A 26440-nucleotide genomic window follows, 5' to 3' on the forward strand; every position below is an offset into this window, starting at 1 on the left:
GGAATTGACTGCCATCGCCCAAAATAGCGGCTTCCCCTGGTGCTATACTGAATTTTACATTACGCAGTAGCATCTAAGGGGAATCTCATGAGTAACACAGTTCGTGTTGGGTTACTGGGTTATGGTTACGCCAGCAAAACCTTCCATGCGCCGTTAATTGCCGGTACGCCGGGGATGGAACTGGTGGCGGTTTCCAGCAGCAATGCGGATAAAGTCCATGCTGACTGGGCAACCATGCGAGTTGAACACGATCCGCAAACGCTGTTTAGCGACCCGGATATTGATCTGATTGTTATTCCCACGCCGAATGATACGCATTTTCCTCTGGCTCGCCAGGCACTGGAAGCCGGGAAGCATGTCGTGGTTGACAAACCCTTTACCGTCACGTTGTCACAGGCGCATGAGCTTGGCGCCGTGGCAGAACATGCCGGGAAACTTCTCTCGGTTTTTCATAACCGCCGCTGGGATAGTGATTTTCTTACGCTCAAAAATCTGCTGCAAAGCGGCGCGTTGGGTGATGTGGTTTATATGGAATCTCACTTCGACCGTTTCCGTCCGGAAGTTCGTCATCGCTGGCGGGAAGACGGTAGCGAAGGGAGCGGGATCTGGTACGACCTGGGCCCGCATCTGCTCGATCAGTCACTACAGCTATTTGGTTTACCCGTGGCGATTCAGGTCGATATGGCGCAATTAAGGCCCGGCAGCAAAGCGGTTGACTATTTCCACGCGACGTTGATTTATCCCCAGCGCCGCATCGTGCTGCACGCCAGCCTGCTGGTGGCAGCGGCCTCGGCGCGTTATATTGTCCACGGCACGCGGGGCAGTTTTGTGAAATACGGTCTTGATCCGCAGGAGGATCATCTGAAAGCGGGCGAACGTCCACCGTCAGTGAACTGGGGACAGGATAAGCGTGACGGCGTGCTGACGCTGCATCGTGATGGCATGATGGTCGAGCAGGCCGTTCCGACGTTACCCGGCGACTATCCGGCTTACTATGCCGCGATCCGTGATGCGTTAAGTGGTAAAGGGGATAATCCGGTCAGCGTTCATCAGGCCATCCATGTGATGGAACTGATTGAGTTGGGATTACTTTCTTACCAACAGAAAAAAATCATGACGATAAAAAATAGCTAGATTTATGGCGGGCAATCCCTGCCCGCCACCTTCGGGCCGTTACCGGCAACGTTGAAAATTGCTTCCGGCGATTTTTTATCGCAGATAGTTGGCGTTTTGTTTAGGCAGGCGATCTTAGGATCGCCTGTACTATTTAAATTGGGCTAATTTTAAGCTTGCGGAATAAGGTATGAATAATGGGGTGGTTACAGCGGTTACGGATTGATACGTTTTTGTTGATATTGGTCTTGGTTGTCATTACGGCATCATTCTTTCCTTGTGAAGGTGAAGTGAAAGTCTTTTTTGAATATCTGACGACAGCAGCTATCGCGCTGCTGTTTTTTATGCATGGCGCAAAATTGTCCCGGGAAGCGATTACCGCAGGAATGGGGCACTGGCGGCTGCATATCGTCGTTTTTGCCAGTACCTTTATTCTTTTCCCGCTGCTGGGGATCGGCATGACGCTGTTGGTGCCGGTCGTGCTGACGCCGACGCTGTATCTGGGCTTTCTCTATCTGTGTGCGTTGCCGGCAACCGTACAGTCCGCCATCGCCTACACCTCGATGGCCGGCGGAAACGTCGCGGCCGCCATCTGTAGTGCTTCAGCTTCCAGCATTCTGGGCGTGTTTTTGTCGCCGATTCTGGTTGGCTTACTCATGCATACGCAGGGTGGAGAAACCGATACGTTGCATGCCATCGGTTCGATCATCATGCAATTGATGGTGCCGTTTGTCATCGGGCATCTGTCACGCCCGCTGATTGCCGGCTGGGTAGAGCGGCATCGTAAACTGGTTAATATTACTGACCGGTCATCTATTCTTTTAGTGGTTTACGTTGCGTTCAGTGAAGCCGTTGTTCAGGGGATTTGGGGACAGATTAATGGCTGGTCTTTATTGGCCGTGGTCTGTTGTTCCATGCTGCTGCTGACGATTGTACTGATTGTGAATACGCTGGCGGCGCGCAAACTGGGTTTCAATACGGCCGATGAGATTACTATCGTGTTCTGCGGTTCCAAGAAAAGTCTGGCGAACGGCATTCCGATGGCGAACGTCCTGTTTCCTGCCGCTGCGGTGGGCGCGATGGTGTTGCCCTTAATGATATTCCATCAAATCCAGTTGATGGTGTGCGCGGCGTTGGCTCAGCGCTATGCCAGACGCATCAAACAGGCTGAGCAGGTAGCTGAATAATCGATAATGGATTACCGCGCCTCCCCGGCAAGGGGAGGACGGGAAGACATCGGATCAAGACGATATGCCGCGCTTGCGCAACACTTTTTTACGTAGCTGTTGTTTTTCCTGCTCGCCCAGGAACGCGATGTTCAGACCGTTTTCCTGAGCCTGACGGGTTTCTCTTGCGCTTAACCCGGCCAGAGGCGCCGCGATTTCATATTCATGCCTGATTTCGATCCCCTGAACCGCCGGATCGTCAGTATTGATGGTGGCTGGAATGCCGTGGCGCAGGAAATGGAGCAGCGGGTGTTTGTCCAGCGATTCAACGGTACTGGTCTGAATATTGGACGTCAGACAGGACTCAATGCCGATACCGTGTTCAGCCATGTAAGTCATTAGCGCGGTGTCGATAATCGCGGTCACGCCATGCCCGATGCGCTCGGCTTCCAATTGGTTAATCGCTTGCCAGATACTTTCCGGGCCGGCCGCTTCTCCGGCATGTACGGTAATATGCCAGCCGGCATCACGCGCCTGACGGAAGTGTGATGAGAAAAGCTCGCCGGGGTAGCCTAACTCATCGCCAGCCAGATCGAGGGCTACAATCTGATCGCGGTAAGCCAGCAGCGCATCCAATTCCTGTTGGCAGGCATCGGTGCCGAACGTGCGGCTCATAATACCAATCAACCGAATATCGATATCACGATCGCGGCAACCGGCGGTAACACCGTCAATGACAGCCTCAACCACGCCTGCAATCGGGAGCTTGTGGTTCATGGCCATGTAATAGGGGGAGAAACGCAATTCTGCGTAATCCAGCCCTGCATTGACAGCGTCTTCAACGTTTTCGTAAGCGATTCGGCGACAGGCATCCAGCGATCCCAGAACCGCAACGCCCCAATCCAGCTTTTGCAGAAAACGCAGCAAATTCGGTTCATTTTTGGTGATTTGAACATGTGGACGCAGTGCTGCCAGGTCATTGGCAGGCAAGGCAACATTGAATTGTCTCCCCAGTTCCAGAATGCTCTGTGCCCGGATATTTCCATCCAGATGACGATGGATATCCGTCAGTGGGAGTTGTGAATCAATCATAATGTACTCTTTACAAAAGCTGATAATCGTCCGTTAAGTGCAATGAAGTATAAAAAGAAATGGCAACAAATAGCCAATTGTTGCAAAAAAAAATCATCTCAATTTTGAATGCGCCCAAGCCGGGGAATAATTCGGATATAAATCAGCTCGCTAAGTAATTCGACCAGGGTTTGGCCGACAATGATGGCGGGCAATATTGCCGTGGCGCCCGGCATCGCCAGCGCCAGCGGCAGTACCACCAGCGAGTTGCGTGTTCCAGCGCTGAAAGCAACCGCCCGGCCGCCGGGCGCATCAAGCCGGAATAGCCTGCCGATTATCCAGCCCAGGGTTGGTGCGACGATAGCGAAGAGGACATAGAACGGCAGTACGGTTAATACCGTTCGCCAGGCGCTTTGAAGCTGTGGCATGACTGAGGCCACGACGACGAATAACACCAGCGCCGTGGCCGGAACGGGCAAAAACGATAGGGCATCTGACATTGTTTTTATCGACTGACGGCGTGAGCTTCCCCATTGAATGGCGGCCGCCGCCAGCAGAGGAATGGCAATTAGCCAGACAAAGGCGTGTAAAAACGGGGTGAGATGAACGGAGGCGGCGGCTTCCTTATTGAGAAAGAGGCCAAGATAAAGCGGCAGTGCCAGCATTTGAACCATCAGCAAGACGGGCGTGGCGGCCAGCAGTCGTGGGGCATCGGCACGGCCGATCTGAGAAAATGTCACGACGTAATCAATGCAGGGCGCAAGCAGGACCAGCAGCATACCAAATCGAATGACAGGCTCGTCCGGCAAAAAAGGCAGTAAGCAAAAAATAAATAGCGGGATAGCGATAAAATTAGCCGTCAGCAGTGCGGCAAGAAAACGCAGTTGGGTAAAGCTTTTCCCCAGCGCGGTCATCGGCACCTGTAAAAAAGTTACAAATAACATCAACGCAAGTGCCGGATTGATAGCCACATCCAGCGATTCGGCGTCGGGGATAACCTGCGCCATCAGGGCGGCAAGGATAACGGTGACGAAGTAGATCGCCGTCTGATGCGTTTCCATGAAGGTTCTGAAAGCGAGCATGTCGAGTCTCGTGACGGAAAACGGGGATGGGCAGGACGTCCTGTGGCAGCGGCCGGCCGCCACAGGACGTTGACTGAAAATGACTACAGGTTACTGTGCCGAAGGCGGAGTAACCGGGTCATCCTGAACATTGGGTTGAGATTCTTCACCACTTTCGGCCGGCAGGCCGATAAATGGCGCGATAAACTCGGCCAACGACATTTTATTACCGTTGAAATCAACCTGACCGTCAGCATATTGCAGTGAACTGGTGATCGCGTTGTCTTTGGTGACGGACAGTTGGTTCATCTGACCGATGCCTGCCATCATTTGCACCTGCTGCTGCGCCATGTCGGCGACCTGTTTCTTCTCTTCATCGGTTGCGGGTTGCGGTCCGGTCTGAATCATCAACTCTGCCAGCATGGCTAATGGTACATTCAATTTAACGTCGAGCGTTTTCACCGACTGTAGGATGATTTTTTCTTCATCGGAAGCGGTGGGATCGGTTGCTTTCGCGCTGTTTTGCAGCGGGTCGGTCAGATCCAGCGCGAGAGTGAATGTGCCTTCACCTTTGCTATTTTTCCAACTAATGGGGGAGACGGTGACATTCGGGTTCCCTTTCAGTAATTGCGGCAGGTATTGCAGGAACGTCATGACAATCTCGTGCTGATACATATCCGGGTCTATGCCGTCTGGATTTTGCAGAATTTGCTGAATCTTCTGCTGGTAAGCGGTAGCGAACTGCTTTGCGCCTTCGCCATCAAGCTGCGAGATGGACATGTTGAGTGCGCCGGAACCGAGATTGCGCTCAGCGATGGTCATCGATTCCAGCGCCAGCGCCAGTTTACCCGCCAAATTTTTATCATCTTCCGTCATGCTGGTTTGCAGGGAGAGGTTATTGAACGTGACAGGGTCACCGCCTTCAACCGAAAAAGTCAGCGATTTGACGGAAAGATCCGCGTCGCCTAAATCAAGATCGAATTTGCCTTTCTGATTGTTACCTTTCAGGGTGAAATCGTTCACGACAAGTTTTTCGGTCTCGCCCCATGGGTTTTTCTTTTCACTCATCAGGTTGCTGATGGTGCCTTCCAGCTTGCTGCTGCGTAAATCTCGGCCGATATCAAGCAGCAGTTCTGTACCGCTGAATACGAATTTCTGATCGTTATTCTGAAAGTCCACCGGGATCAGGGTGACGACAGACTGAGTATCGCCGTTGTAGGCGACCCGCGTTTCAGCGGTGAAGAATGATTTATCTTTAGTTAACTCAAACAACGCCTTAACGGCTGCGGTATTGGCCAGTTCGCTGTGTACGGACGCCATGGCCGGAACCAGATTGAATTTCTTGACCTGGGCCAGAGGAAAAGGACCGTGAGAAACGGTTTCATTGAGCACCACTTCCTCGCCTGGCGCAAGGATCTGCGCCCCTTTAGCCGTCCCATCAGTCTGAAGAACATAAGATAATTTACTGCTGAATATGCCTCCCTGATAATCGCGGTACACGATTTTGAGGCCAGCATCAGGATAGCTCTTTTTCAACTGTGTATTGAGCGTATCGGTAAATCCATCAAGCTGTTGAGCCAATTGTTTACCTGTATACCAGGATGCGCCGGTCCAGACGGCCCCCAGAGCAATAATCACGCCTGCGGCAACTAACGACTTCTTCATTTTAATTTATCCTTTATTAAGCAATGCCGCCCTTCATCTTGAGGGCGTAACGAAATGACCGGTTTTTACCGATTAAATACACGGGCGATACGCCCTTGTCCTTGAACGCTTACCGGAGACTCACTGGCAGAAATGAAGCAGGACTCTCCGGCCGCAAGCCTGAGCTGCTGCCGGTCTTTTTGCAGCAGCGCATTACCGTCAACGCAGAAAACAATCGCGGCGCTGTTTTGCGCGAGCGTTTGCGGCGTATCACTCAGGTAATGCAGTGAAAAGGCAAAATCATCGACAGGAATGGGGAAGTTTAGTTCATTTCCCTGTTTGATGGGGACGGTCAACAATTGCGAGGCCGGTTTTGCTTCAAATTTAACATTATCCAGCAGTTCCGGAATATCAATGTACTTTGGCGTTAACCCAGCCCGCAGTACGTTATCCGAGTTGGCCATCACCTCCAGAGACACACCTTTCAGGTATGCGTGGGGAGTCTGCGCATATAAAAACATGGCCTGACCGGGTTGCAGAGTAATGACGTTCAGCAGCAGCGGAGAAAACAGACCGCTGTCATCCGGGTAAAACCGTGTGATTTCTCGAATGGTAGCCCAGGGTTCGTCTTGCTGGCTGTTTAACGCCGCCTTTAAGACGCCCAGCGCCCGACTTTTTTGATCGCCATCCATACTCAGCAGGTTGGCAAACAGCATGGCGAGATTTTTACTGTCCGGCTGTTGTAAAAACGCAGCAATCGATGGATGGGCGCTGGCGACGGGCTGGAGCAATGTGACAATTTCAGATAATTCTCGAAAACCGTTCATCGCCTGAAATGGCGTGAGGGCGAAAACCAGTTCGGGTTTATGGTTGGCGTCTTTATAGTTTCTTTCAGCCGCATCCAGTGCGATCCCGGCCGCATTTTCTTTGGTAAAACCTTGTTCTGCGGCTGATTTACTTGGGTGAACCTGGATGGATAACGGCTGTTCCGCGCACAAAACTTTAAACAGGAAAGGCAATTCGCCAAAACGCTGCGCTACCGCCGTTCCCAGATGGGTCGATAAATCCCCGGCAATCAGATCTCGCAGACTACATTCGCGGCCATTCTCATCCACAAGGTGGGAACTACTTTTCGGATGGGCTCCCATCCATAACTCTGCCATTGGTAAATCATTAGGGTTATCAATGCCATACATCTCAGTCAAAGCGTGTTTACTTCCCCAGGCATAATGCTGGACACGGTTGAGCATTTTTTGCATGTTGGCTCCCTACGATTGAATAACTTGTTAATTAATATAATTTAACTGGTTAATATAATTAATAAACCAGTCAGTGATGAATACACTGTACCGGTTCACATCATGGTAATGTTTTGTGTGCCACTATTCCAGAGAGTGAAACTAAGGCTATTCCATATAGGAGAAAAGGTAATGACAACGACGCGTATTGAAAAAGACTCAATGGGACCGATTGATGTACCTGCCGATCGCCTGTGGGGGGCTCAGACGCAACGTTCACTGGAACATTTCCGCATTTCTGAAGAGAAAATGCCGCGAGCGTTGATTTATGCGTTGGCTCAGACAAAACGGGCGGCGGCCAGCGTCAATATGGATCTAAAACTGCTGCCAGCCGAACGAGGCAATGCCATTGTTCAGGCCGCTGATGAAGTGCTGGCTGGTCAACACGCCGGCGAATTTCCGCTGGCCATCTGGCAAACCGGTTCCGGCACGCAGAGCAACATGAACATGAACGAAGTGCTGGCCAATCGCGCCAGTGAATTATTGGGAGGGGAGCGAGGAAACAGCAGATTGGTTCACCCTAATGATGACGTGAACAAAAGCCAAAGTTCCAACGATGTTTTTCCTACCGCAATGCATGTGGCGGCGGTTATTGCCGTTAATGAACATCTCATTCCTGAACTGAAAGAACTGCATCAGACGTTGGCCTCGAAAGCGGAACAGTTCAAAGACATTGTGAAAATCGGGCGAACGCATTTACAGGACGCCACACCGTTAACGTTGGGACAGGAGATTTCTGGCTGGGCGGCAATGTTGCAGCATAATCTGAAGCACATTGAAAACAGCGTTCCTCATATTTGTGAACTGGCGTTGGGGGGAACGGCGGTGGGAACGGGCCTGAATACGCATCCTGAGTATGCGGTGCGCGTGGCGGCCGAACTGGCGAAGTTGACCGGACAACCGTTTGTCACCTCACCGAATAAATTCGAGGCATTGGGCACCTGTGATGCGCTGGTTCACGGACACGGCGCGTTGAAAGGACTTGCGGCTTCGCTGATGAAGATCGCTAACGATGTCCGCTGGCTGGCTTCAGGGCCACGCTGTGGGATTGGCGAATTAAGCATTCCTGAAAATGAACCGGGTAGCTCCATCATGCCGGGCAAAGTGAATCCGACGCAGTGTGAAGCGATGACCATGCTGTGCTGTCAGGTTATGGGGAATGACGTGGCCGTTAATATGGGGGGCGCGTCCGGTAACTTTGAGCTCAATGTGTATCGTCCGATGGTGATTCATAATTTCCTGCAATCCGTTCGTTTGCTGGCTGATGGCATGAATAGTTTCAATAAGCACTGTGCAATAGGCATTGAGCCGAATCGTGAGCGAATTGATCAACTGTTGAACGAGTCTTTGATGCTGGTAACCGCGCTGAATACGCATATCGGCTATGACAAAGCCGCTGAAATCGCCAAAAAAGCCCATAAAGAAGGCCTGACGTTAAAAGCCTCGGCGCTGAAATTGGGTTACCTTACGGAAGCCCAGTTTGATGAATGGGTTCGACCGCAGGATATGGTTGGTAGCTTGAAAGCGTAAATGACGAACTTGACTGCTCCTGACCTGATAGAACTGGGAGCAGTCACTGCATGAGTCATTTATTATTTTAATACTTCAACTACAGTGGTTTTAGGATTTTCAATAATGCCTATATGTACAATTTTATCTGAATTAGCCGATTTCCAATATTCACCACTGAAATCGCTATAATCTAAGCTGAACCCCATCAAGCTCAAATAGTTTTTTATTGTATCCATATCAGTGGAGTTTTTAAATGTAATTGCACTTACCTCCTTGCCCGGTCCTTCTGCGGCGCCGTAACTAAACTCATAGTCGGCAGAGATTCTAGGACAGTATTTTATTATATCATCGGTAAGCAGGTTATATTGCCTTTCGTCTTTTTCGGTATAATAAGCGCTGTCTGATAACAGTATCCTTAGTGACGGCCAGAAGTATATTAATGACAGCAGTACCATTACTGATACCAATGCAGCGATAATTTTAGATTTGCTCATATCACTTGTCGCCACGCGGCTAAACCATAATTCCGAATGGGAGCCAATCGGCCATCAATAATATCGCTACGAGTACTCATTCTTTTATCCCTGATTGAGCTTTAATAATTGAATGCTTAATTCAAATTCAGATGCGACCAGCTGCTTTTTCACTTCGATATTACAAAATATCGGTATAGAGATGCAATCGGGGAATAAGTAAACGCAGTGGCGTAGCCTGCGGCTTGTGCTTATGTTTGATGTTGTTTGCATCGTAATGGTTTAATTCACCAATAATCGGCACATCATTGCCATTATCCTGTTGGCTCAATATCAGCAGCGGGGACGGGCAGGGGTGTTGCACCTGTTTCTGCTGTTCCGCATACCAGACTCTGGCGATAGGCTGCACTTTTACCGGGCGTTTTATCTTTAATTTCGCGTGTTCAGGCAGACTTAGTACAGTTTCGATTTCCTGTTCCACCAATTCGGCCCACTGCTCTTTGCTGTAGGGCGCCAAACCCCGTTCGGCTTTCAAACTTTTCTCCAGTTTTTCCAGCAGTTCCGTACGGCTCATGTTTTTGATGATGTGCTTGTTTGCCCATCCAAAACGTACTGAAGCCGGATTGGTGAGCAACATCAGCGAACGGTAGGCGCTTAGCGTAATCAAACCGCGCAGATACGTATGCACAAACTCAAAGCGTTGTTCCGGCGCCAGCCCTGATTCGACGGTAATGATCTGCTCCAGCGTTTTCTTCAAGGTATTAATGTCATCAACAAGTTGACCCGCCTGATGATACTCATCCTGATTAACGGAAAAACACAAGGCGCCCGGCAAGCGAATGGCGGCTTTACTACTGACTGTTGCAGGGTAGTGATGGATGAACAGGTGCTGAAAATGTGCCAGACCTTTGTCACGGGCTTCAATGCCGGCATGTTGAGTTACCGGAATCTGTTCAATAACATCGTGCTCGGTGCCTTTTTCGATGTAGGGGAGTGAATATACGCGTCCAGCCAGCAGGCGGAAGGATGCGAACATCATCTGCATTTCCGCCAGTTTCTCTTCCAGAGAAGCAAAACACACGTTCATTCTGTTAATCAGGGAATAGCGATTCATAATCATCAATCACTTTAGTTACAACATACTTATCTATATATACCCAATCGAACCCATCAGCAACCGGGTTTACACTTCTGGCCTATCAGAGAATGAGGATCGGAAGAGGGAGATGCCCTTGTCACGGCGGGAGCCGTGACAAGACTTGATTTAAAGTTGTTTCAATCGAAAACTGATCAGCAGGGAGAGTAATAGCAACAAACCTAAAAAGACGGTAATGCCAGACCAACCGAACGAATGCCAGAACACGCCACCTAGAGTACCGGCAAGACTGGAACCCACATAATAGGAAAACAGATACATGGACGACGCCTGACCTTTTGCCCGACGCGCCCGTTGACCAACCCAACTGCTGGTCACGGAGTGAGCGGCAAAGAATCCCGCAGTAAACAGCATCATCCCGCCAAAAATAAAGGCCAGACCGTTCAGGGCAATAAATCCCAAACCGATCAGCATCAAAAGAATGGAAATACTCAATACCGGACCGCGCCCGAAACGATAGGTTAATGCGCCTGCTTTGGGGGAACTATAGCTGCCAGTAAGGTAGACGATGGACAGTAATCCCACAACCGCCTGACTGAGCAAATACGGTGCTGCCAGCAATCGATAGCCGATATAGTTGAACAGGGTAACAAACGTCCCCATCAGCAAGAAACCCTGTAAAAACAGCAGCGGTAATCCCGCATCATGCCAATGCAGTTTTACATTCAATAGCAGAGTCTTGGGGCGCAGTGACCCGGCTCTGAAATGGCGCGACTCAGGCAAAATGCGCCAGAAAGTCAGTGCCGCTATCAGCGCCAGCACGCCAATCGCGCCAATGGCAATTCGCCAGGCGAAATAGTCACTCAGAACACCGCTGACCAGACGGCCACTCATCCCGCCAATTGAGTTACCGCTGATATACAACCCCATCGAGAACGCTAACACGCTGGGATGAATCTCTTCGCTCAGATAGCTCATGGCAACCGCCGCAACGCCACTGAGCGATAATCCGATCATCGCCCGCATGATCAGAACCGCATGCCAACTGGTCATGAACGCACAAATCAGCGTGCAAATAGCGGCAAGCATCAGCGACACGACCATAACGTTTTTACGCCCGATAGTGTCAGACAAGGGGCCGGTAAACAACAAACCAATGGCCAACATCACGGTAGAGACCGAAAGCGCCAGGCTGCTGGTTGCCGGTGAAATGGAGAAATCGTGCGAGAGTACAGGCAACAAAGGCTGTACGCAGTAGAGCAGGGCAAATGTTGCAAGACCGGCGGAGAACAACGCCAGCGTCACTCGCATAAACTGCGGGGTGCCGCGTTTGATGTAGGGGGCTTTGCCGTTTGAATTTGGAACGTTTGGAAGATCTTCCGCATCATCAATAACAGAGACGGTCGCGGAAGATGACAGGATACTCAAGATAAATCCTTACCCTACAAGGTAAATAACAGCCAGAGGAGATGCTGGGATCATAGAAGAGTGATATTATTTTGTATAATATATTAATAGTTATAATTAAGACGTCTGAAATATGAATATCGAACTTCGACATCTTCGCTACTTCATTGCGGTCGCAGAAGAACTGCATTTCGGGCGTGCCGCCGAAAGGCTGAACATCTCACAGCCACCGCTTAGCCAGCAAATTCAGATTCTGGAAGAGCAGGTCGGCGCCAGACTGCTGGAACGTAATAACCGAAATGTACAATTGACGCCGGCAGGCGCCATGTTTCTGAAAGAAGCCTGGGCTATCATTGGCCAGGTTGATCAGGCAGCGGAACGCGCATCACGTATTCAACGAGGTGAAATCGGAGAACTGACGATCGGGTTTACCTCGTCCGCTCCGTTTATCAAAAAAGTGTCGCGCAGTTTGCTGCGTTTTCGGCAGACCTACCCGGAAGTACATATTCAGATGATGGAGCTGAACACGAAACAGCAAATCGAACCGCTGTTGAACGGTAAGCTCGATCTGGGGGTCATGCGCAATAACCCCTTGCCTGATGCGCTTGAGCATCAGCTGTTGCTGCATGAGGCGTTGGTTGCGGTTGTTCATGAAGAGCATCCGCTCGCCAAGCACGCCACAGGCGGCGCCATTAGCATCAAACAACTGGCGCAAGAGCCTTTTGTCTTTTTCTCCCGGGCGGTGGGAACCGCGCTTTACGATGAAATACTGACATTGCTAAAGAGATACGGCATCAGTCCGTACATTACGCAGGAGGTGGGGGAGGCAATGACGATTGTCGGGTTGGTTTCGTCTGGTCTCGGCGTTTCCATATTACCTGCCTCTTTTATCCGGATCCGCGTTGATGGCGTGAAGTATTTATCGCTGGCCGAAAGCGATGCCACGACGCAGGTGTGGCTGGTTACGGCCCGGCATCGTCCACTGAGCGCCGCTGCACAGACATTGATCGGGCTTATGCTGGGGCGGTAGCAAATTCAATATGTGCGTTAAATCACATAACGAATCAAATATTTGACGGCTTTAGTGAAAAGCCCCACCATATCCTCAGTTTTTTTATTTTGCAGCGTGAAAAATAGTATATGGCACAGCGACAGCGAATACAGTCGTAACATTTAACAGTCAGTGCAGTAGAAAAACAGATTCCCAGCCGCAGTATCAGCAATGAAGAGTAGGAGCCAGCTTTGTGATTGCCGATGGTCAACCAGGTCACATCGATCAAATTAAACAAATGAATGCCGGGGCGGTATACCGACTGATCGACAAGTATGGCCCGATATCACGTATTGAACTGTCTAAACGTGCTCAACTGGCGCCCGCCAGTATCACCAAAATCGTACGCGAACTGCTGGAAGCCCATCTGGTTCAGGAAACGGAATATCAGGATATCGGCAGCAGGGGGCGTCCGGCCATCGGGGTGATCCTTGATACTCAGGCATGGCATTTCCTTTCCGCTCGCATCAGCCACAACTCAATGACGCTGGCCCTGCGTGATTTGAGCAGCAAACTGGTGGTTGAGGACGACGTTCCACTTCCTGCCGAACATTCTCAGCCGTTACTCGATCGCATTTTGAATGAAATTGACAAGTTCTTCATCCGCCATCAAAAACGACTGGAGCGGTTGACCGCTATCGCCATTACGGCGCCGGGTATTATTGATGCCACAACCGGTATTATTCACCGCATGCCGTTTTATGATGTCGAAGAGATGGCTATTGGTCCTGCGCTGGAACAGCGCACCGGGCTACCGGTTTATCTGCAACATGACATCTGCGCCTGGACAATGGCGGAAGCGTTATATGGCGCCTCCCGTGGTTCTCAGAATGTCATTCAGATTGTTATCGATCACAACGTGGGGGCTGGCGTGATTACCGGCGGACGCATTCTGCATGCAGGCAGCCGCAATCTGGTTGAAATCGGCCATACGCAGGTCGATCCTTATGGCAAACGCTGCTATTGCGGCAACCATGGCTGCCTCGAAACCGTTGCCAGTACGGAAAACATGTTGGAACTGGCCCAGCAGCGGATGAACGCTTCCATGAGTTCTATTCTGCACGGTTCTCCACTTACGGTAGACAGCCTGTGCGCCGCAGCGCTCAAAGGCGATGCGCTGGCAAAGGATATCATTCACGATGTGGGGAATAACGTAGGCCGAATTGTCGCTATCATGGTGAATTTGTTTAATCCGGATAAGATTCTGGTCGGCTCTCCGCTTAATAAGGCGTCCAGTATTTTATATCCGGCGATTATGGGCTGTATTCATCAGCAGTCTTTCCCGCCATACAGTCACAACATTCAGGTAGAAGCGACCCAGTTTTATAATCAAGGGACGATGCCCGGCGCCGCATTAGTGAAAGACGCTTTGTATAACGGTTCGCTTTTGGTGAAACTGTTGCAGGGCTAAAATATATTGCCGCCCGATCGTCTGTTTTAAACTTCCGCTTATTTCTATCTTTCCGGGGCGGATGTCCTGAGAAACAAAACATTGAGCTAACGCAAGCTGCCTGAACGGTGCATCGCCTAGACTTTCACGGTTGGAAAGCATTTTGCTGTGGTTGTTATTTTTCAGGTGGCCCGGAGTCTATCTCATGTTGAAACGTATTTTTGTCACAGGTACTGATACCGCCGTCGGTAAAACGGTGGTTTCCAGAGCGTTATTGCAAAAACTGGCAATGAGTGGCAAATCCGTTGCGGGCTATAAACCAATAGCGAAAGGGTGCCAGGAAACAGAAGACGGGCTGCGGAATCACGATGCACAGCTGCTGTTGGCGGCCTCTACTCTTGAATTAGCCTATGAGCAGGTGAATCCTATCGCTCTGCCGGAAGATGAAATCAGCGCCAGCGCACACCCGATCAATTACAGCGCCATGACCCAGGGGCTACAGTATCTGGGAGAAAATGCCGACGTAGTTGTCGTGGAAGGCAGCGGCGGATGGCGTACGTTAATGAACGATCTGCGGCCCTATTCCGAGTGGGTCATTCAGGAGCAACTCCCCGTCGTGTTGGTTGTCGGTATCAAACTGGGGTGCATAAGCCACGCGTTGCTAACCGCTCAGGCCATCCTTAACGACGGTTTGCCGCTGGTTGGTTGGGTTGCCAACCGTATTAACCCCGGATTGGCAAACTATGCGGAAATCATAACGGTACTACGTAAAAAGATTCCTGCGCCACAATTGGGTGAGTTACCTTATCTGCCCCGGGCAGAACAACGGGATTTATCCACCTATATCGATCTCTCCGCCGTAACAAATTAAACGCCGACCTTACTGTTTCCCGCATTGGAACGCTTAAAATCAGAATAGTGAGGTTTACGTGATGCCTGCCCCTGCCGGGTAACACCTGATATACTCAAAAACAGACTTTTTTCCCTCATAGAAAATGTAATGAAAACCGCACATAACTTTGAGCATCCCCCGGTTCCGCATCGTCACTGGATATTGATTGCCTGCATGCTGGCCATGTTCACGGCAGCCATTGAAGTCACTATCGTTGCAACCGCATTGCCGACCATTATTGCGGATCTCGGTGGGTTCTCCCTGCTGGGATGGGTTTTCGCCGGTTATTTGCTGACGCAGGCCATCAGTATTCCGATCTACGGCCGACTGGCCGATCTTTTTGGTCGCAAACGTATTTTTTTCATTGGTACCATTACGTTTCTGCTGGGGTCGGTGCTGTGCGGTTTTTCTACCCATATGGGATGGCTGATTCTGTTTCGTACCATTCAGGGGCTGGGCGCGGGCGCAATCACCCCGATTGCTTTTACTATTGTCGCAGATGTGTACAGCAGTACGGAACGGCCCAAAATACAGGGTTATCTTTCCAGTGTCTGGGGGGTGTCCGCCATTGCGGGGCCGCTGCTGGGGGCCTTTATCGTTCAACATTTCAACTGGGCGCTGGTTTTTTGGGTTAATGTGCCCATCGGCTTATTCTCCATTTTCTTACTGGCGCGCTATCTGCCGACGGTTAATCACAAACGGCCTCATCAGTTGGATTGGGCTGGCGCATTTTATCTTGCCATTACTGTCGCCAGCTTGTTAATGGCATTACTTCAGGCTGAAGTGTTTGGACTTTGGGTTATCCCTCTATTGATCATGGCACTGGTTGGCGGCGTTTTACTGTTTAAACAGGAAACGAGCACGCCGGAGCCACTTTTCCCTCTGGCGCTATGGCGTAATAAGGTCATCATTGCGGGTAATCTCGGTGGGTTGGTTATCGGCGCCGCGATGATGGGCGTCAGCGCTTTTTTGCCAACCTTTATACAAGGCGTGATGGGCAAAACGCCGCTGGAAGCAGGCAGCATTTTGGCATTGATGTCTATTGGCTGGCCGCTGGCCAGCGCGCTGAGTGGACGCCTGATGTTGTGCACGTCCTATCGGTTTACCGCCGTATGCGGAAGCATTCTGATTATTACCGGCAGTCTGACGCTGTTGACGCTCGATCAAGCCAGCAATCTGAACTGGGCGCGGGTCGCGGCGTTTCTTATCGGCGCAGGCATGGGATTATGCAATACCACCTTTTTGGTCTCGGTACAAAACGCCGTAGACTACTCCATTCGCGGCATTGCGACAGCATCAACCATGTTCACCCGAATGCTGGGGTCTGCGCTGGGAACCGCCATTCTTGGCGCTACGCTCAACATAAACCTGCACTGGCGTTTGCCAACGCTGGACGATCCGCTACAAACGCTGATGGATGTCCATAGTCGAAATACGATGAGCGCCGAGCAGCTCCATTTGATCTCCTGGCAGGTATCGGCATCTATTCACTGGGTTTTTGTCGTTTCGGCGCTGATAGCCGTCATTACATTATTTTCGGCCTGCATGATCCCCGCCAGTCAACGACCGGGGCGTCAGGAAGCAGTGAGAAAATAGCATGTGACTCAGGATTATCTGAAATCAGAATAAGCAGAGAATAAAGGCGCGGGAATCGCGCCTTTAAGCAGGGAACCAGAGAACGTTACTGCGTCGATGGTTGACTTTCACTTTCCGATGGAGTGGATACGCTGTCTCCATCAATATGGCGGATATAAACAATCTTCTGTGAATCATTCTCACAATGGCCGACCACCTGACCACCGACCTGATTCACCTGATCGTTTGGCACTATTTCCAGCGAAAAACCGGATTCTGGCACACCGTTATTGATGATCTTCTGTGATATGTCAGCTTTGACACTTTCACAGGACGCTTGCACAGCCAGAGGAGCGATGATACATAAAGCCGCGCCCAAAATGATGCTTTTTTTCATAATGTCACCCTATTATTTGGATTATAAATCCTGCCAGTCGCCCGGTGTTTTATACACACCAGGCGGATGACGATTGCTATAAAAGAGTAGACTAAAAATCAGGGAGCGACCGGACGGCCAGTACGACGGTCGAGGCAACGGTCGGTATTCGCTTCCCAATAAGCATTCACGTTATAGCTGGCGTTACATTTCTCACGACCATCGACCGCCTTTTCAACTTTATCGAATTCTTTTTCAACACGAGAATTGACTTTATTGCGCAGGGAACGGGTTGAATCCCATTGTTCACTGCTTTGACGAGCGGCTTCCTTGGATAAGGCGCTGTCGCCAGACTCAATCACAACATGGCGAGTGTCTGCCAGCGCGGTGGGGTGCCAGACCGCAGCCACCACAACCAGAGAGAGCGGGATCAAGGCCCGGATCAGAGAAGCAAAAGAATGTTGGTTCATGTTTCCACCTTGACAGAACAAATAATTAATACAAACGCCACGACAACCACTATGACACAAAGTGTAGCTTACCATTTTTCGCCTCAACAGCACTATAACCGGATACCGCATTCAGTAGCGCGGTCGGTTAGCGCTTGCCGTCCGGAATAACACCCAATAAAATATACGATACATATATGTTTCATATATCGAGATCGTTATGGGTATTGTAAAAATTAGTGATGAACTACATGAAGAAATCCGCAAAGCCAGCGCAACAATGGTGCGTTCTATCAATGCTCAAGCTGAATTTTGGATAAAAATCGGCATGTTGGCTGAAAAGAATCCCAATATGACCTATATCGAAATTTTGCGTGAACAGCTGAAGCAGGCTTCAGCTGAGTAAAATGAGGTTAACAATGAATACGATAGTACTGAAGAACAGTGATGAACTGGCGCTGATGCGTGAATCAGGCAAATTACTGAGCTCAGTTTTTACCTATTTGGACGATTTTATCCGGGTCGGTATTTCAACAATGAAAATCAACGAATTAGTTGAAGATTTCATTACGAATACGCTCAATGCGAGACCCGCCAGTAAAGGACAGTATGATTTTCCCTATGTGCTCAATACGTCTGTCAATGACGTGGTATGCCATGGCATGCCTTCGACGACACATTTTTTGAAATCAGGCGACATTATAAATGTGGATATTACGCTTGAGAAAAACGGATTTATCGCAGACTCAAGTAAAATGTATATGATTGGCGAGGTTTCGCCACTGGCAAAACGACTGGTTGAAAATACCTATCAGGCAATGTGGCAGGGCATTCGCGTAGTTAAACCGGGAGCAACATTGGGCGATGTTGGTCATGCCATTCAAAAGTTTGCTGAAGCACAAGGCTATTCCGTGGTTAAAGAATACTGCGGCCACGGTATAGGCCGGGAGATGCACGAGGAACCACAGGTGTTACATTATGGTTCCCCCAGATCGGGGGTTGTATTACAGGAAGGCATGACATTTACGATTGAACCGATGATTAATCAAGGCTCCGCGAAAATTAAGCTTAAACGCGACGGCTGGACGGTGGTTACCCGTGATAAGAAACTGTCCGCGCAGTGGGAACACACCATCGCGGTAACGGCCGACGGTTATGAAGTGTTAACCCTGCGAAATGACGAAAGCGTCTAATTAAAAAGGCGACCCTTCGGGCCGCCTCCTAATTCATCGAGTAGGACTATCACTCAAAACAGCTGCGATTAACTTTCGCGATACACGTTCAGACCCGCGAAAGACTGGCTGACCGGCATCATTTCCAGCGTATTAATGTTGACGTGGGCGGGTAGCGTTGCGACCCAGAATACGGCCTCAGAAACATCCTCGGCCGTCAGGGGGGTGGTGTTGTCATAGATCTTGCTGGCTTTATCGTCGTTTCCTTTAAAACGCACCGCAGAGAACTCTGTACCGCCTACCAGACCGGGCTCGATATTGGTAACGCGGACCCGCGTACCGAATAGATCCGCCCGCAAACCCAGGCTGAATTGCTGAACGAACGCCTTGCTTGCGCCATAGACATTACCCCCCGCGTAAGGCCAGTTCCCCGCCGTGGAGCCGATATTGATAATGTGCCCGACGTTACGGTCAACCATCGCCGGCAGTAGCGTGCGAGTCATGAACACCAGTCCCTTGTTATTGGTGTCAATCATGGTTTCCCAGTCATTCAGCGAGGCTTTGTAAGCCGGTTCCAATCCCAGCGCCAGACCGGCGTTATTCACCAGTACATCAATAGAACGCCACTCGGCGGGCAGGGATGCGATCGCCTGTTCGATCGTTTTCCGCTCGCGAACATCCAGTTTTAACGTATACAGCGCGTCCCCCAGTTCCGCTTTCAGTGCGTCCAGACGTTCCTGACGACGACCGGTTGCGATAACCTGATGGCCTTCTTTAATAAATTTACGGGTAATTGACTCACCAAACCCGGCGGTGGCGCCGGTAACCAAAATAATCATGTTATTTTCCTCTGACGATGTTCATGGTTTTCAATTAAAGAGCGTGAACGCAGAAGCCTGCGCCGCAAGAACGAACTGATATCCATACAGATTAACAAAAGACGTAATCTCATTTAGCCGCGCAATTCACGATGGGTCAAGAACAGGATCAGTCGTCCTGATTATCAGCTTCCACTGCGCTATACAATCGCTCAAGAATATCGGGCAAGGCTGATTGCACCCGGTTCCAGCTTGGCACGAATGGTTTATCCCCCGGACTTTCGGTGTAAACCTGCCCGGAAAGGGTGATGACATCCGAGAACAACTCAACGGCAGACTCTTCAGTATGCCGATCGAAATGCAGCCCATTCATGCGGGCATCATGCTCAAACGCATCAATCATATCGAGAGCGGTACGGTAATAAGTCGCGCGCAATACCCGGAACGAATCCGTCGTAATATTCACGCCGAGTATCGCCAATTTGCGATACAACGCCTTGGTGATATCGGTCGCCATACGCTGTAGACCGGAACTGGGATCATTTTCCGACATCGGCTGATGTTTATGGTCATAGTTATCGGCAATATCAACCTGGCAAATTCGACTGGTCGCCGTTCCCCGGTGTATTTCCGATAGCACGCCAATCTCCAACCCCCAGTCGCTGGGAATGCGCAGGTTATTTAAAATATGGGTGCGCATCGCAAATTCCCCCGACAAGGGATAACGATAACTCCGCATATAATCCAGATAGTCCGAATTGCCATAAACCTTTTGCAACGATTTCAGCAGCGGAAAGACCAGCAAACGACCCACGCGCCCATTGAATTTGCCATCCGCCACCCGGGCGTAATAGCCTTTACAGAAATCATAGTGGAAATGCGGATTGGCTACCGGATAGAGCAAACGCGCCAACATGCTCCGGGTATACGTGACAATGTCACAATCATGCAGCGCCACACAGGACGTTCGTCGTGAGGCCAGCGTATAACCGACACAAAACCACACGTTGCGGCCTTTACCCGGTTCCATCGGGGCCAGCGATCTTTCCGCCAGTTCCTCACTGAGCGCTTTCAGACGCGGTCCGTCATTCCATAAAATACGATGACGCTGCGGCAGTCGGGAAAAGAATTCGCGGGCATATTGAAATTGTTCCCGATCGGCACGATCGAGGCCGATTACGATCTCGCCCAGATAGCTTACCTGAGACAGCAGCTCGACGATGTTATTCAACGCAGGCCCTTCCAGCTCGGAATAGAGCGAAGGGAGAATCAACCCCATGCTGTTTTGCCCGGAAAATACCTGTAGCTCATATTCCAGCTCTTCCAGTTTGCGTTGGGTCAGATTGTGGAAATTGGTAATGATTCCATCCTGATAAAATTCACTCATCGCATTCTCCCGCAGGTTGCGTTTATGTTTTATGCGCCGGGTTCATCGGTGAAAGACCTGCTCCAATGAAGTGCGTCAATCCTTCACACCAACCCACAGGCCCCATGGCCTGCGTGCGATATAGTTTGCCAACATAATGTTCAGATAGTTCAACGACCTGATTTCCTTTACTTTTAATTAATACGGCATGATCCATGGCGTTTAACAAAGAGACATCATTCGGCCCGTCGCCAAGACCGACGGTGATCACTTTGGTCTCGTATTTCTCGCAATACTGTGTTTTTATCCAGTTGGCTGCAAATCCCTTACTGACACCCGATCCCATCACATGATAAAAGCGGCCGCCTTGCGTCAGAGACAGCGCATATTCAGCCAGGCGCCGACGAAAACGGGTTAATGCCGTGGCATCGTCCAGCCACAGCAATGGTTCCGAGGCTTCTCGCCGACGGGCCAGTTCAGCGTTTTGCAGTGAAAGCCCGGTCACACTGGCAACCTCCTGATTATCCATGTCAGCAAAACCTTTAAATTGAAAAGACTCTTGGTCGCGTAATTGGCGAAGCCGGGCGCAAATGGAAGGGTAGTCAGCGTCAAAAATCTTGCGGGGATAATCCGGGTGTGTGTGCCACGGTGCTGGTAACGCAATCAGCGCGCCATTTTCTGCAATATAAGGAAAGTGGCTTAACCCCAGCTCGTCTTGCAGTTGTTCAACTTCCGCAGCGGTTTTACTGGTAGTAATAATGAGGGGAATCCCCAACCGGGCCAGGCGAGCGAGCCACGGGCGCGCAGGTTCCCAACTGTAGGTATCGTGATCCAGCAGCGAGCCATCAAGATCGCTGAAAATTATCAGATTAGCGCTCAATGCTGGCATCGGCTCCCCCTAATTTATCGGAAATAAACAGATGATAACGATGGGTGTACAAGGCTGTGTTGAGTCGTTGATTCACAGTTGGCTGAGATATCAACCTGATAATGCGGATAAAGTGTGATGTAAATCGCTGCACTTAACTGTACGCAGAAATCATCATTTACGCAAATTGACATACTCCGGTTCCGCGTTTGCAGCAAGAAAGGAAATTTCCGTTCTGAGAACAAATAAAATGCTACACAGCACGGGAAAAAATGTGGTGAACTCACTTATTGACTGTTGAAAGTCACAGCAATGAATAAGGAATCACATTGAAACACGTACCAATAACCCCAAATCCCGCTCACCGCGGCTATCACGCCGGACCAGCAAAATATGACGTTATATCAATTCAATCACAGGTCATTTATGGCTGTGTGGGAAACAGTATCGCGGTTCCCGCGTTGATGCAGCATGGATTACGGGTTTCATTCGTTCCCACCGTAATACTGAGCAATACGCCCCATTATCCAACCTGCTATGGCGGTAAAGTGCCCGTTGAGTGGTTTGAAGGTTTCCTTAAAGGGTTGCTCGAAAGAGATGGACTGAAACATGTCAGAGCCATTGTCATTGGATATATCGGCTCGCCGACACTGGTGCAACCGCTTGCAGAATGGCTAAAAATCGTTCGCGATATTAAACAAGACATCCGGATTATTCTTGATCCGGTGATGGGCGATACCGACTGCGGTTACTACGTCAGCGAGGAGATCAACGAATATTACCGCCGGTATTTACTGCCGATGGCAACCGGACTCACGCCAAACGCATTTGAGTTGGAATGTCTGTGTGGAAGGGTGATTCACAGTGCGGAAGACACCGTCACCGCGGCCAGAACCTTGCTTCAGGGACATATCGAATGGGTGGTGGTAACCAGTGCGGCGGGAACATCGGATACAAAAAACATCCAGGTCATTTGTGTTACCAGAAATGATGCGGTTGTCATCAACCATGCCAGATTGCCTATCTCACCAAAGGGGACGGGAGATCTGTTTTGCGCAGAGTTAACCGCGTGGCTTTTAAAAGGCTATCCGTTGGCGGAAGCCACGGAGCGTGCCAGCCATCAGGTAGAGCAATCCGTATTGAAAACACAGTTGGCGGAAAGCGAAGAGCTGTGTATTGCCTCAATTTAATGTGGCATCGGCAGTACTGCTGCTTGCAGTAAACGTCTCTGATTTCAACAGATAACCAGACATGATTAAGGAGAAATTATGCAATATCACATCAGAACGATGGTCTCGGGTCTACTGTTCGCCACGGTAACGCTACTGTCTGCTCCGTTAGCGCTGGCGCAAGATGGACAGCCAACACCGCAGCCGGCGATAAAACCGGTGATCGATTGCTCGGCGCTGGCGACGGTTGATCTAACTTCGCTTGGCGGCAAAGGCAGCCACGTACTTAGCGCACAGGAGGAGACTATCAATGGTCAGGCGTTTTGCGTGGTGGATAGCCAACTGGCGCCAACCATTCAGGTGAAAACCCTGCTGCCAATCAACACCTGGCAGGGGCGTTACATGCAGATTGGCTGTGGCGGATTGTGTGGAAACATTAATCTCAGTATCGGCGCAGCAGCGGGCTGCATGCCACTCAACAACAGTGAATTCGTGCTGGCCGCCACTGATATGGGGCATCCTGCCCAGGAGATGGATTTTGGCAAAGATGCGCAAAAACGCGAGGATTTTGCCTGGCGTTCACAGCATCTAACGGCTGAACTGGCTAAATTACTAATAAAAACATTGTATGGCCAGCCTGTTCAATGGAGCTATTTCAATGGCTGTTCCGATGGCGGACGTGAGGCGCTGATTGCGGCGCAACGTTTTCCGCACGATTTTAACGGGATTATCGCCGGTGCGGCGGCGATGAATTTTCAGGTGCAAAATGGGCTATACCATTCATGGCTGGCCGTTTCCAACACCGGGCCCGATGGTAAGGCAGTTCTGACCACCTCACGGCTGCCATTGATCCACAAAGCGGTTATCGCGCAGTGTGACGAACTGGACGGGCAAAAAGACGGATTGATTAGCGACCCGCAAAGCTGCCACTTTAATCCGCAAGTCTTGCAGTGCAAAACTGCGCCGGACACACCGCAGGCAGATTGTTTATCCAGCGCAGAAACGACTACATTGACACGGATCTATGATGGCCCGCGCGACCCTGTCAGTGGTGAAAAACTGATCATCAGCGGGCCGCTGCCGGGTTCTGAGCTGGCCTGGGCAGGGGTCTTTATTCCTCGCACGGCGGATGAGCCGATTTTCAGCAAGATCATCGCGCTGCCGACGCTGAAATATATGCATTTTGCCACTAATCCACCGGAAAGCTTTACGCTAAACGATCTGGCGTTTAACGCCGACACGTTCCAGAAACTGCGTGCGCGCCACCCGCTTTATGACGCCACCAACCCGGATCTTTCGGCTTTTTCACAGGCCGGCGGCAAACTGATTATCTGGCATGGTCTGGCTGATCCGCATATTTCTCCGATCAACTCCATTGCTTATCACCAGGCGGTGGGGCAACAGCTGGGCGCATCCCAACGCGATAGCTTTGAGCGTTTGTATCTGCTGCCGGGAATGTACCACTGTTCCGACGGTGAAGGTCCGAGTCTGGTCGATTTTCTGACGCCAATGATGGCGTGGGTTGAAGAGGGCGTCGCACCGCAGAACATCATCACCCGACAGGCCGCACCACAGAGTAATAATGACTTCGGTCAACCGCAGGCCGGGAATAAAAACGCCAATCAGATCAAACTGGAAACGGTGCCGCCACAGACTGCATCCCGTCCTGTTTATCCTTACCCCAGTATCGCGGTTTATAATGGTCACGGCGACCCACAGCAGGCAACCAGTTATCATCCGGTACGGCTAAAAAATGTCCCCGACGGCTATGAGTGGATGGGAAAAGATTTCTATCAACCTTATACACCACAGTAATGTCTGCGGAATTCCTGCATATCTGAATATCAACGGATATCAGCGGGGGAACAGCCGAAGCGTTGTTTAAAGCGCAATGAGAAACGGGAAGCGGCGCGATAACCACAGGCATCGGCGATTTGAGAAAGGCTCCAGCGCGTAGTTTGCAGCAGTGTCATCGCATGGTGCATGCGGATATCCTGCAACAATGTGCGAAATTGGGTCTGTTCCTCCGCTAAACGTCGCCTTAATGTCGCTTCACTCATTCCAAGTTGCTGGCCGGCATTCGCCGCTGTCCAGGCGAACGCCGGCGAGGCGGTCAGCAACGCGGTCAAACGGTCGCCGAGGGGGGCTGAGGCGCGCGGCATAAAGACGATCCCACGTTCGGCCAATGCGATCAGCACGCCACTTAAACGATGTTGTTGCACTGAGTAACTGGACGACTCAATGCTAAGCCCCCGCAAACAATAATCCAGCGTGTCCCGCAATTCACTGTCCAACGACAGTATTTTAACGCCGCTAAGAGGCGGCAGCGTGGTAAAAAATTGCGCATGATCGCGATAAAATGCGGCATTGAGTTCGGGTGAAAAGCTCAGGTATAACGACTGAAATGAACCACTTACCGCATCGGGGGTTTTACTTATATTGGCAAGGGTATGCTGGGCAACCAGTATAATGTGTTCTGCGTTATCCAATTGCATAAATGACCGATCGTGGCAGAGGCTCAATTGTCCCGATTTTACCAACAGCAGCGTCGCTTCAAAAAAGCGGAAACCGGCGACCTGATGCGGATGTCGCAGGTAAGGTTGAGCCATCGAATAGAGCCGGCAGTGATCTACCGGCAATTGAGAGGGCAGCAGAGTGTGGGTAACATCACGGATGTCATGTTTCATCGGCTTTCCCGGCAAACGAAATAAATGTCTTAACGCACGTTGGGATTTAGGCTGTAAGTTCCAGTCAAACTCGCTTCCGCCAGAATATGGCCAGTGATTGCCGATAATACTGCCGGACCATCGAGTTTATCGTGCAGATCCAAACGTGGAATATCAAGCGCGTAGAGTGTAAAAGTGTAGTGATGCGCGATGGCATCGTTCCATGGAGGACATGGGCCATCGTAACCGTAATAATCGCCGCTCATTTGCTCATCGCCTTTGAACCAGGCGGTATAGTCATTAAGGCCATGGCGCATTCCGTCCTCCACAGGCAATGACGGTTTTCCTCGGGGAGTAATGCCATCGCTGTGGCGGCCTTCAGCAATCTCACGAATCTGCGCCGGAATATCTACCAGCACCCAGTGGAAAAAATTAACACGAGGCAATGACGCTGATACTTCTTTCCCTTCCTGATTGACATCATCAAGGGTGCTTGGCGCATGCGGATCCAGACACAATAATACAAACGACTGAGTATCGGCCGGAACGTCGCTCCAGGCTAAATGCGGATTTTTATTGCTGGATAACGCCAGATGATTTTCCGTATCTTGAACGGCAAAGGCAAACTCACCGGGAATGGGCGAACCCTGTTCAAAGTTTTGGCTGGTCAATTTCATTGGGAATCCTTCATAGGTTAGAAAAATCATGTGAGGTGAGGGTATCTGGCCCTCTACCAGCGTGAGTATAAAGGGTTACCGGATCAGGAAAATAACTTATCCAATCATATTAATCACATATTCCATCAAA

At 50.5% G+C, this 26440-nt stretch carries 25 protein-coding genes; 11 read left to right on the forward strand and 14 right to left on the reverse strand.

The features are described 5' to 3' along the window. The first annotated feature begins 87 nt into the window (after window positions 1-87). A complete protein-coding gene (locus B4923_RS09085; protein WP_109054037.1) occupies window positions 88-1134 on the forward strand; it encodes an oxidoreductase in 1047 nt (348 codons plus the stop codon). Between the two features lie 176 nt (window positions 1135-1310). Beyond that, window positions 1311-2300 (forward strand): bile acid:sodium symporter family protein, encoded by a 990-nt coding sequence (locus B4923_RS09090; protein WP_109054038.1) that lies wholly within the window; start codon window positions 1311-1313, stop codon window positions 2298-2300. Window positions 2301-2354: 54 nt separating this feature from the next. Here B4923_RS09090 and add read toward each other — a convergent pair whose 3' ends face one another. The 4 genes from add to manA all read right to left on the reverse strand — a co-directional run bounded on the left by add (window position 2355) and on the right by manA (window position 7314). After that, window positions 2355-3371: an adenosine deaminase gene (gene add / locus B4923_RS09095; RefSeq protein ID WP_109054039.1), complete on the reverse strand. Its 1017-nt coding sequence runs from the start codon at window positions 3369-3371 to the stop codon at window positions 2355-2357. A gap of 98 nt (window positions 3372-3469) precedes the next feature. Next, entirely contained in the window at window positions 3470-4432 is a 963-nt protein-coding gene (locus B4923_RS09100; RefSeq protein ID WP_109054040.1) for an arsenic resistance protein, read from the reverse strand. Window positions 4433-4522: 90 nt separating this feature from the next. Further along, window positions 4523-6076: a YdgA family protein gene (locus tag B4923_RS09105; RefSeq protein WP_109054041.1), complete on the reverse strand. Its 1554-nt coding sequence runs from the start codon at window positions 6074-6076 to the stop codon at window positions 4523-4525. 65 nt (window positions 6077-6141) lie between these two features. Next, window positions 6142-7314, reverse strand: coding sequence for a mannose-6-phosphate isomerase (gene manA, locus B4923_RS09110; protein WP_109054042.1), 1173 nt, complete (start codon window positions 7312-7314; stop codon window positions 6142-6144). 171 nt (window positions 7315-7485) lie between these two features. Here manA and fumC point away from each other — a divergent pair, with 171 nt between their 5' ends. After that, window positions 7486-8883 carry a class II fumarate hydratase gene (gene fumC / locus B4923_RS09115; protein ID WP_109054043.1) on the forward strand — a complete coding sequence of 466 codons (1398 nt, stop codon included), beginning with the start codon at window positions 7486-7488 and terminating at the stop codon, window positions 8881-8883. A 62-nt stretch (window positions 8884-8945) separates the two neighbouring features. On the opposite strand, the gene B4923_RS09120 is transcribed toward fumC, so the two are convergent. The 3 genes from B4923_RS09120 to B4923_RS09130 form a co-directional block, all read right to left on the reverse strand. After that, window positions 8946-9359 (reverse strand): hypothetical protein, encoded by a 414-nt coding sequence (locus tag B4923_RS09120; RefSeq protein WP_109054044.1) that lies wholly within the window; start codon window positions 9357-9359, stop codon window positions 8946-8948. Between the two features lie 160 nt (window positions 9360-9519). Further along, window positions 9520-10452 carry a DNA replication terminus site-binding protein gene (gene tus, locus B4923_RS09125; protein WP_109054240.1) on the reverse strand — a complete coding sequence of 311 codons (933 nt, stop codon included), beginning with the start codon at window positions 10450-10452 and terminating at the stop codon, window positions 9520-9522. 150 nt (window positions 10453-10602) lie between these two features. Next, on the reverse strand, window positions 10603-11862 hold the full coding sequence (locus tag B4923_RS09130) for an MFS transporter (protein ID WP_425428607.1): 1260 nt from the start codon (window positions 11860-11862) through the stop codon (window positions 10603-10605). A gap of 112 nt (window positions 11863-11974) precedes the next feature. Between B4923_RS09130 and B4923_RS09135 the strand changes: the two genes are divergently transcribed. The 4 genes from B4923_RS09135 to B4923_RS09150 all read left to right on the forward strand — a co-directional run bounded on the left by B4923_RS09135 (window position 11975) and on the right by B4923_RS09150 (window position 16770). Then, window positions 11975-12871, forward strand: coding sequence for a LysR family transcriptional regulator (locus B4923_RS09135; RefSeq protein ID WP_109054045.1), 897 nt, complete (start codon window positions 11975-11977; stop codon window positions 12869-12871). A gap of 214 nt (window positions 12872-13085) precedes the next feature. Next, on the forward strand, window positions 13086-14303 hold the full coding sequence (gene mlc / locus B4923_RS09140; RefSeq protein ID WP_109054046.1) for a sugar metabolism global transcriptional regulator Mlc: 1218 nt from the start codon (window positions 13086-13088) through the stop codon (window positions 14301-14303). Window positions 14304-14487: 184 nt separating this feature from the next. Beyond that, complete coding sequence (bioD, locus tag B4923_RS09145) at window positions 14488-15153, forward strand: dethiobiotin synthase (protein WP_109054047.1); 666 nt, start codon at window positions 14488-14490, stop codon at window positions 15151-15153. A 129-nt stretch (window positions 15154-15282) separates the two neighbouring features. After that, window positions 15283-16770 carry an MDR family MFS transporter gene (locus B4923_RS09150; protein ID WP_109054048.1) on the forward strand — a complete coding sequence of 496 codons (1488 nt, stop codon included), beginning with the start codon at window positions 15283-15285 and terminating at the stop codon, window positions 16768-16770. An 85-nt stretch (window positions 16771-16855) separates the two neighbouring features. Here the strand turns inward: B4923_RS09150 and B4923_RS09155 are convergent, their stop codons facing one another. Together B4923_RS09155 and B4923_RS09160 are read right to left on the reverse strand one after the other, a co-directional pair. Beyond that, window positions 16856-17146, reverse strand: coding sequence for a DUF1161 domain-containing protein (locus B4923_RS09155; protein WP_109054049.1), 291 nt, complete (start codon window positions 17144-17146; stop codon window positions 16856-16858). A gap of 98 nt (window positions 17147-17244) precedes the next feature. Next, entirely contained in the window at window positions 17245-17595 is a 351-nt protein-coding gene (locus B4923_RS09160; protein WP_109054050.1) for a DUF1283 family protein, read from the reverse strand. Between the two features lie 199 nt (window positions 17596-17794). Between B4923_RS09160 and B4923_RS09165 the strand changes: the two genes are divergently transcribed. Together B4923_RS09165 and map are read left to right on the forward strand one after the other, a co-directional pair. Then, on the forward strand, window positions 17795-17980 hold the full coding sequence (locus tag B4923_RS09165) for a ParD-like family protein (protein ID WP_109054051.1): 186 nt from the start codon (window positions 17795-17797) through the stop codon (window positions 17978-17980). 13 nt (window positions 17981-17993) lie between these two features. Then, window positions 17994-18767, forward strand: a complete 774-nt coding sequence (gene map / locus B4923_RS09170; RefSeq protein WP_109054052.1) for a type I methionyl aminopeptidase — start codon at window positions 17994-17996, stop codon at window positions 18765-18767. Between the two features lie 68 nt (window positions 18768-18835). On the opposite strand, the gene ydfG is transcribed toward map, so the two are convergent. The 3 genes from ydfG to B4923_RS09185 form a co-directional block, all read right to left on the reverse strand. Beyond that, entirely contained in the window at window positions 18836-19585 is a 750-nt protein-coding gene (gene ydfG / locus B4923_RS09175) for a bifunctional NADP-dependent 3-hydroxy acid dehydrogenase/3-hydroxypropionate dehydrogenase YdfG (RefSeq protein WP_109054053.1), read from the reverse strand. 148 nt (window positions 19586-19733) lie between these two features. Beyond that, window positions 19734-20951 carry a glycosyltransferase family protein gene (locus tag B4923_RS09180; protein WP_109054054.1) on the reverse strand — a complete coding sequence of 406 codons (1218 nt, stop codon included), beginning with the start codon at window positions 20949-20951 and terminating at the stop codon, window positions 19734-19736. Between the two features lie 22 nt (window positions 20952-20973). Then, entirely contained in the window at window positions 20974-21819 is an 846-nt protein-coding gene (locus B4923_RS09185; RefSeq protein ID WP_109054055.1) for a mannosyl-3-phosphoglycerate phosphatase-related protein, read from the reverse strand. 308 nt (window positions 21820-22127) lie between these two features. Between B4923_RS09185 and pdxK the strand changes: the two genes are divergently transcribed. Both pdxK and B4923_RS09195 read left to right on the forward strand, forming a co-directional pair. Further along, window positions 22128-22988, forward strand: a complete 861-nt coding sequence (gene pdxK / locus B4923_RS09190) for a pyridoxine/pyridoxal/pyridoxamine kinase (protein ID WP_425428609.1) — start codon at window positions 22128-22130, stop codon at window positions 22986-22988. 78 nt (window positions 22989-23066) lie between these two features. Next, window positions 23067-24782: a tannase/feruloyl esterase family alpha/beta hydrolase gene (locus B4923_RS09195; protein ID WP_211313936.1), complete on the forward strand. Its 1716-nt coding sequence runs from the start codon at window positions 23067-23069 to the stop codon at window positions 24780-24782. Window positions 24783-24811: 29 nt separating this feature from the next. Here B4923_RS09195 and B4923_RS09200 read toward each other — a convergent pair whose 3' ends face one another. Beyond that, a complete protein-coding gene (locus tag B4923_RS09200) occupies window positions 24812-25654 on the reverse strand; it encodes a helix-turn-helix transcriptional regulator (RefSeq protein ID WP_109054056.1) in 843 nt (280 codons plus the stop codon). Window positions 25655-25683: 29 nt separating this feature from the next. Further along, complete coding sequence (locus B4923_RS09205; protein WP_109054057.1) at window positions 25684-26310, reverse strand: YbhB/YbcL family Raf kinase inhibitor-like protein; 627 nt, start codon at window positions 26308-26310, stop codon at window positions 25684-25686. Between the last annotated feature and the right edge of the window lie 130 nt (window positions 26311-26440).

The organism is Brenneria roseae subsp. americana (genome assembly GCF_003115815.1).
In the GTDB taxonomy this organism is placed as follows: Bacteria; Pseudomonadota; Gammaproteobacteria; order Enterobacterales; family Enterobacteriaceae; genus Brenneria; species Brenneria roseae.

Coding starts and splice junctions, on each gene's coding strand:
- B4923_RS09185 (WP_109054055.1), bottom strand. CDS start 21,819: ATGCCAGCATTGAGCGCTAATCTGATAATTTTCAGCGATCTTGATGGC.
- map (WP_109054052.1), top strand. CDS start 17,994: ATGAATACGATAGTACTGAAGAACAGTGATGAACTGGCGCTGATGCGT.
- B4923_RS09165 (WP_109054051.1), top strand. CDS start 17,795: ATGGGTATTGTAAAAATTAGTGATGAACTACATGAAGAAATCCGCAAA.
- B4923_RS09085 (WP_109054037.1), top strand. CDS start 88: ATGAGTAACACAGTTCGTGTTGGGTTACTGGGTTATGGTTACGCCAGC.
- B4923_RS09155 (WP_109054049.1), bottom strand. CDS start 17,146: ATGAAAAAAAGCATCATTTTGGGCGCGGCTTTATGTATCATCGCTCCT.
- B4923_RS09100 (WP_109054040.1), bottom strand. CDS start 4,432: ATGCTCGCTTTCAGAACCTTCATGGAAACGCATCAGACGGCGATCTAC.
- B4923_RS09135 (WP_109054045.1), top strand. CDS start 11,975: ATGAATATCGAACTTCGACATCTTCGCTACTTCATTGCGGTCGCAGAA.
- B4923_RS09200 (WP_109054056.1), bottom strand. CDS start 25,654: ATGAAACATGACATCCGTGATGTTACCCACACTCTGCTGCCCTCTCAA.
- B4923_RS09090 (WP_109054038.1), top strand. CDS start 1,311: ATGGGGTGGTTACAGCGGTTACGGATTGATACGTTTTTGTTGATATTG.
- B4923_RS09120 (WP_109054044.1), bottom strand. CDS start 9,359: ATGAGCAAATCTAAAATTATCGCTGCATTGGTATCAGTAATGGTACTG.
- fumC (WP_109054043.1), top strand. CDS start 7,486: ATGACAACGACGCGTATTGAAAAAGACTCAATGGGACCGATTGATGTA.
- B4923_RS09105 (WP_109054041.1), bottom strand. CDS start 6,076: ATGAAGAAGTCGTTAGTTGCCGCAGGCGTGATTATTGCTCTGGGGGCC.
- B4923_RS09160 (WP_109054050.1), bottom strand. CDS start 17,595: ATGAACCAACATTCTTTTGCTTCTCTGATCCGGGCCTTGATCCCGCTC.
- B4923_RS09150 (WP_109054048.1), top strand. CDS start 15,283: ATGAAAACCGCACATAACTTTGAGCATCCCCCGGTTCCGCATCGTCAC.
- manA (WP_109054042.1), bottom strand. CDS start 7,314: ATGCAAAAAATGCTCAACCGTGTCCAGCATTATGCCTGGGGAAGTAAA.
- bioD (WP_109054047.1), top strand. CDS start 14,488: ATGTTGAAACGTATTTTTGTCACAGGTACTGATACCGCCGTCGGTAAA.
- add (WP_109054039.1), bottom strand. CDS start 3,371: ATGATTGATTCACAACTCCCACTGACGGATATCCATCGTCATCTGGAT.
- B4923_RS09195 (WP_211313936.1), top strand. CDS start 23,067: ATGCAATATCACATCAGAACGATGGTCTCGGGTCTACTGTTCGCCACG.
- tus (WP_109054240.1), bottom strand. CDS start 10,452: ATGAATCGCTATTCCCTGATTAACAGAATGAACGTGTGTTTTGCTTCT.
- B4923_RS09205 (WP_109054057.1), bottom strand. CDS start 26,310: ATGAAATTGACCAGCCAAAACTTTGAACAGGGTTCGCCCATTCCCGGT.
- B4923_RS09180 (WP_109054054.1), bottom strand. CDS start 20,951: ATGAGTGAATTTTATCAGGATGGAATCATTACCAATTTCCACAATCTG.
- ydfG (WP_109054053.1), bottom strand. CDS start 19,585: ATGATTATTTTGGTTACCGGCGCCACCGCCGGGTTTGGTGAGTCAATT.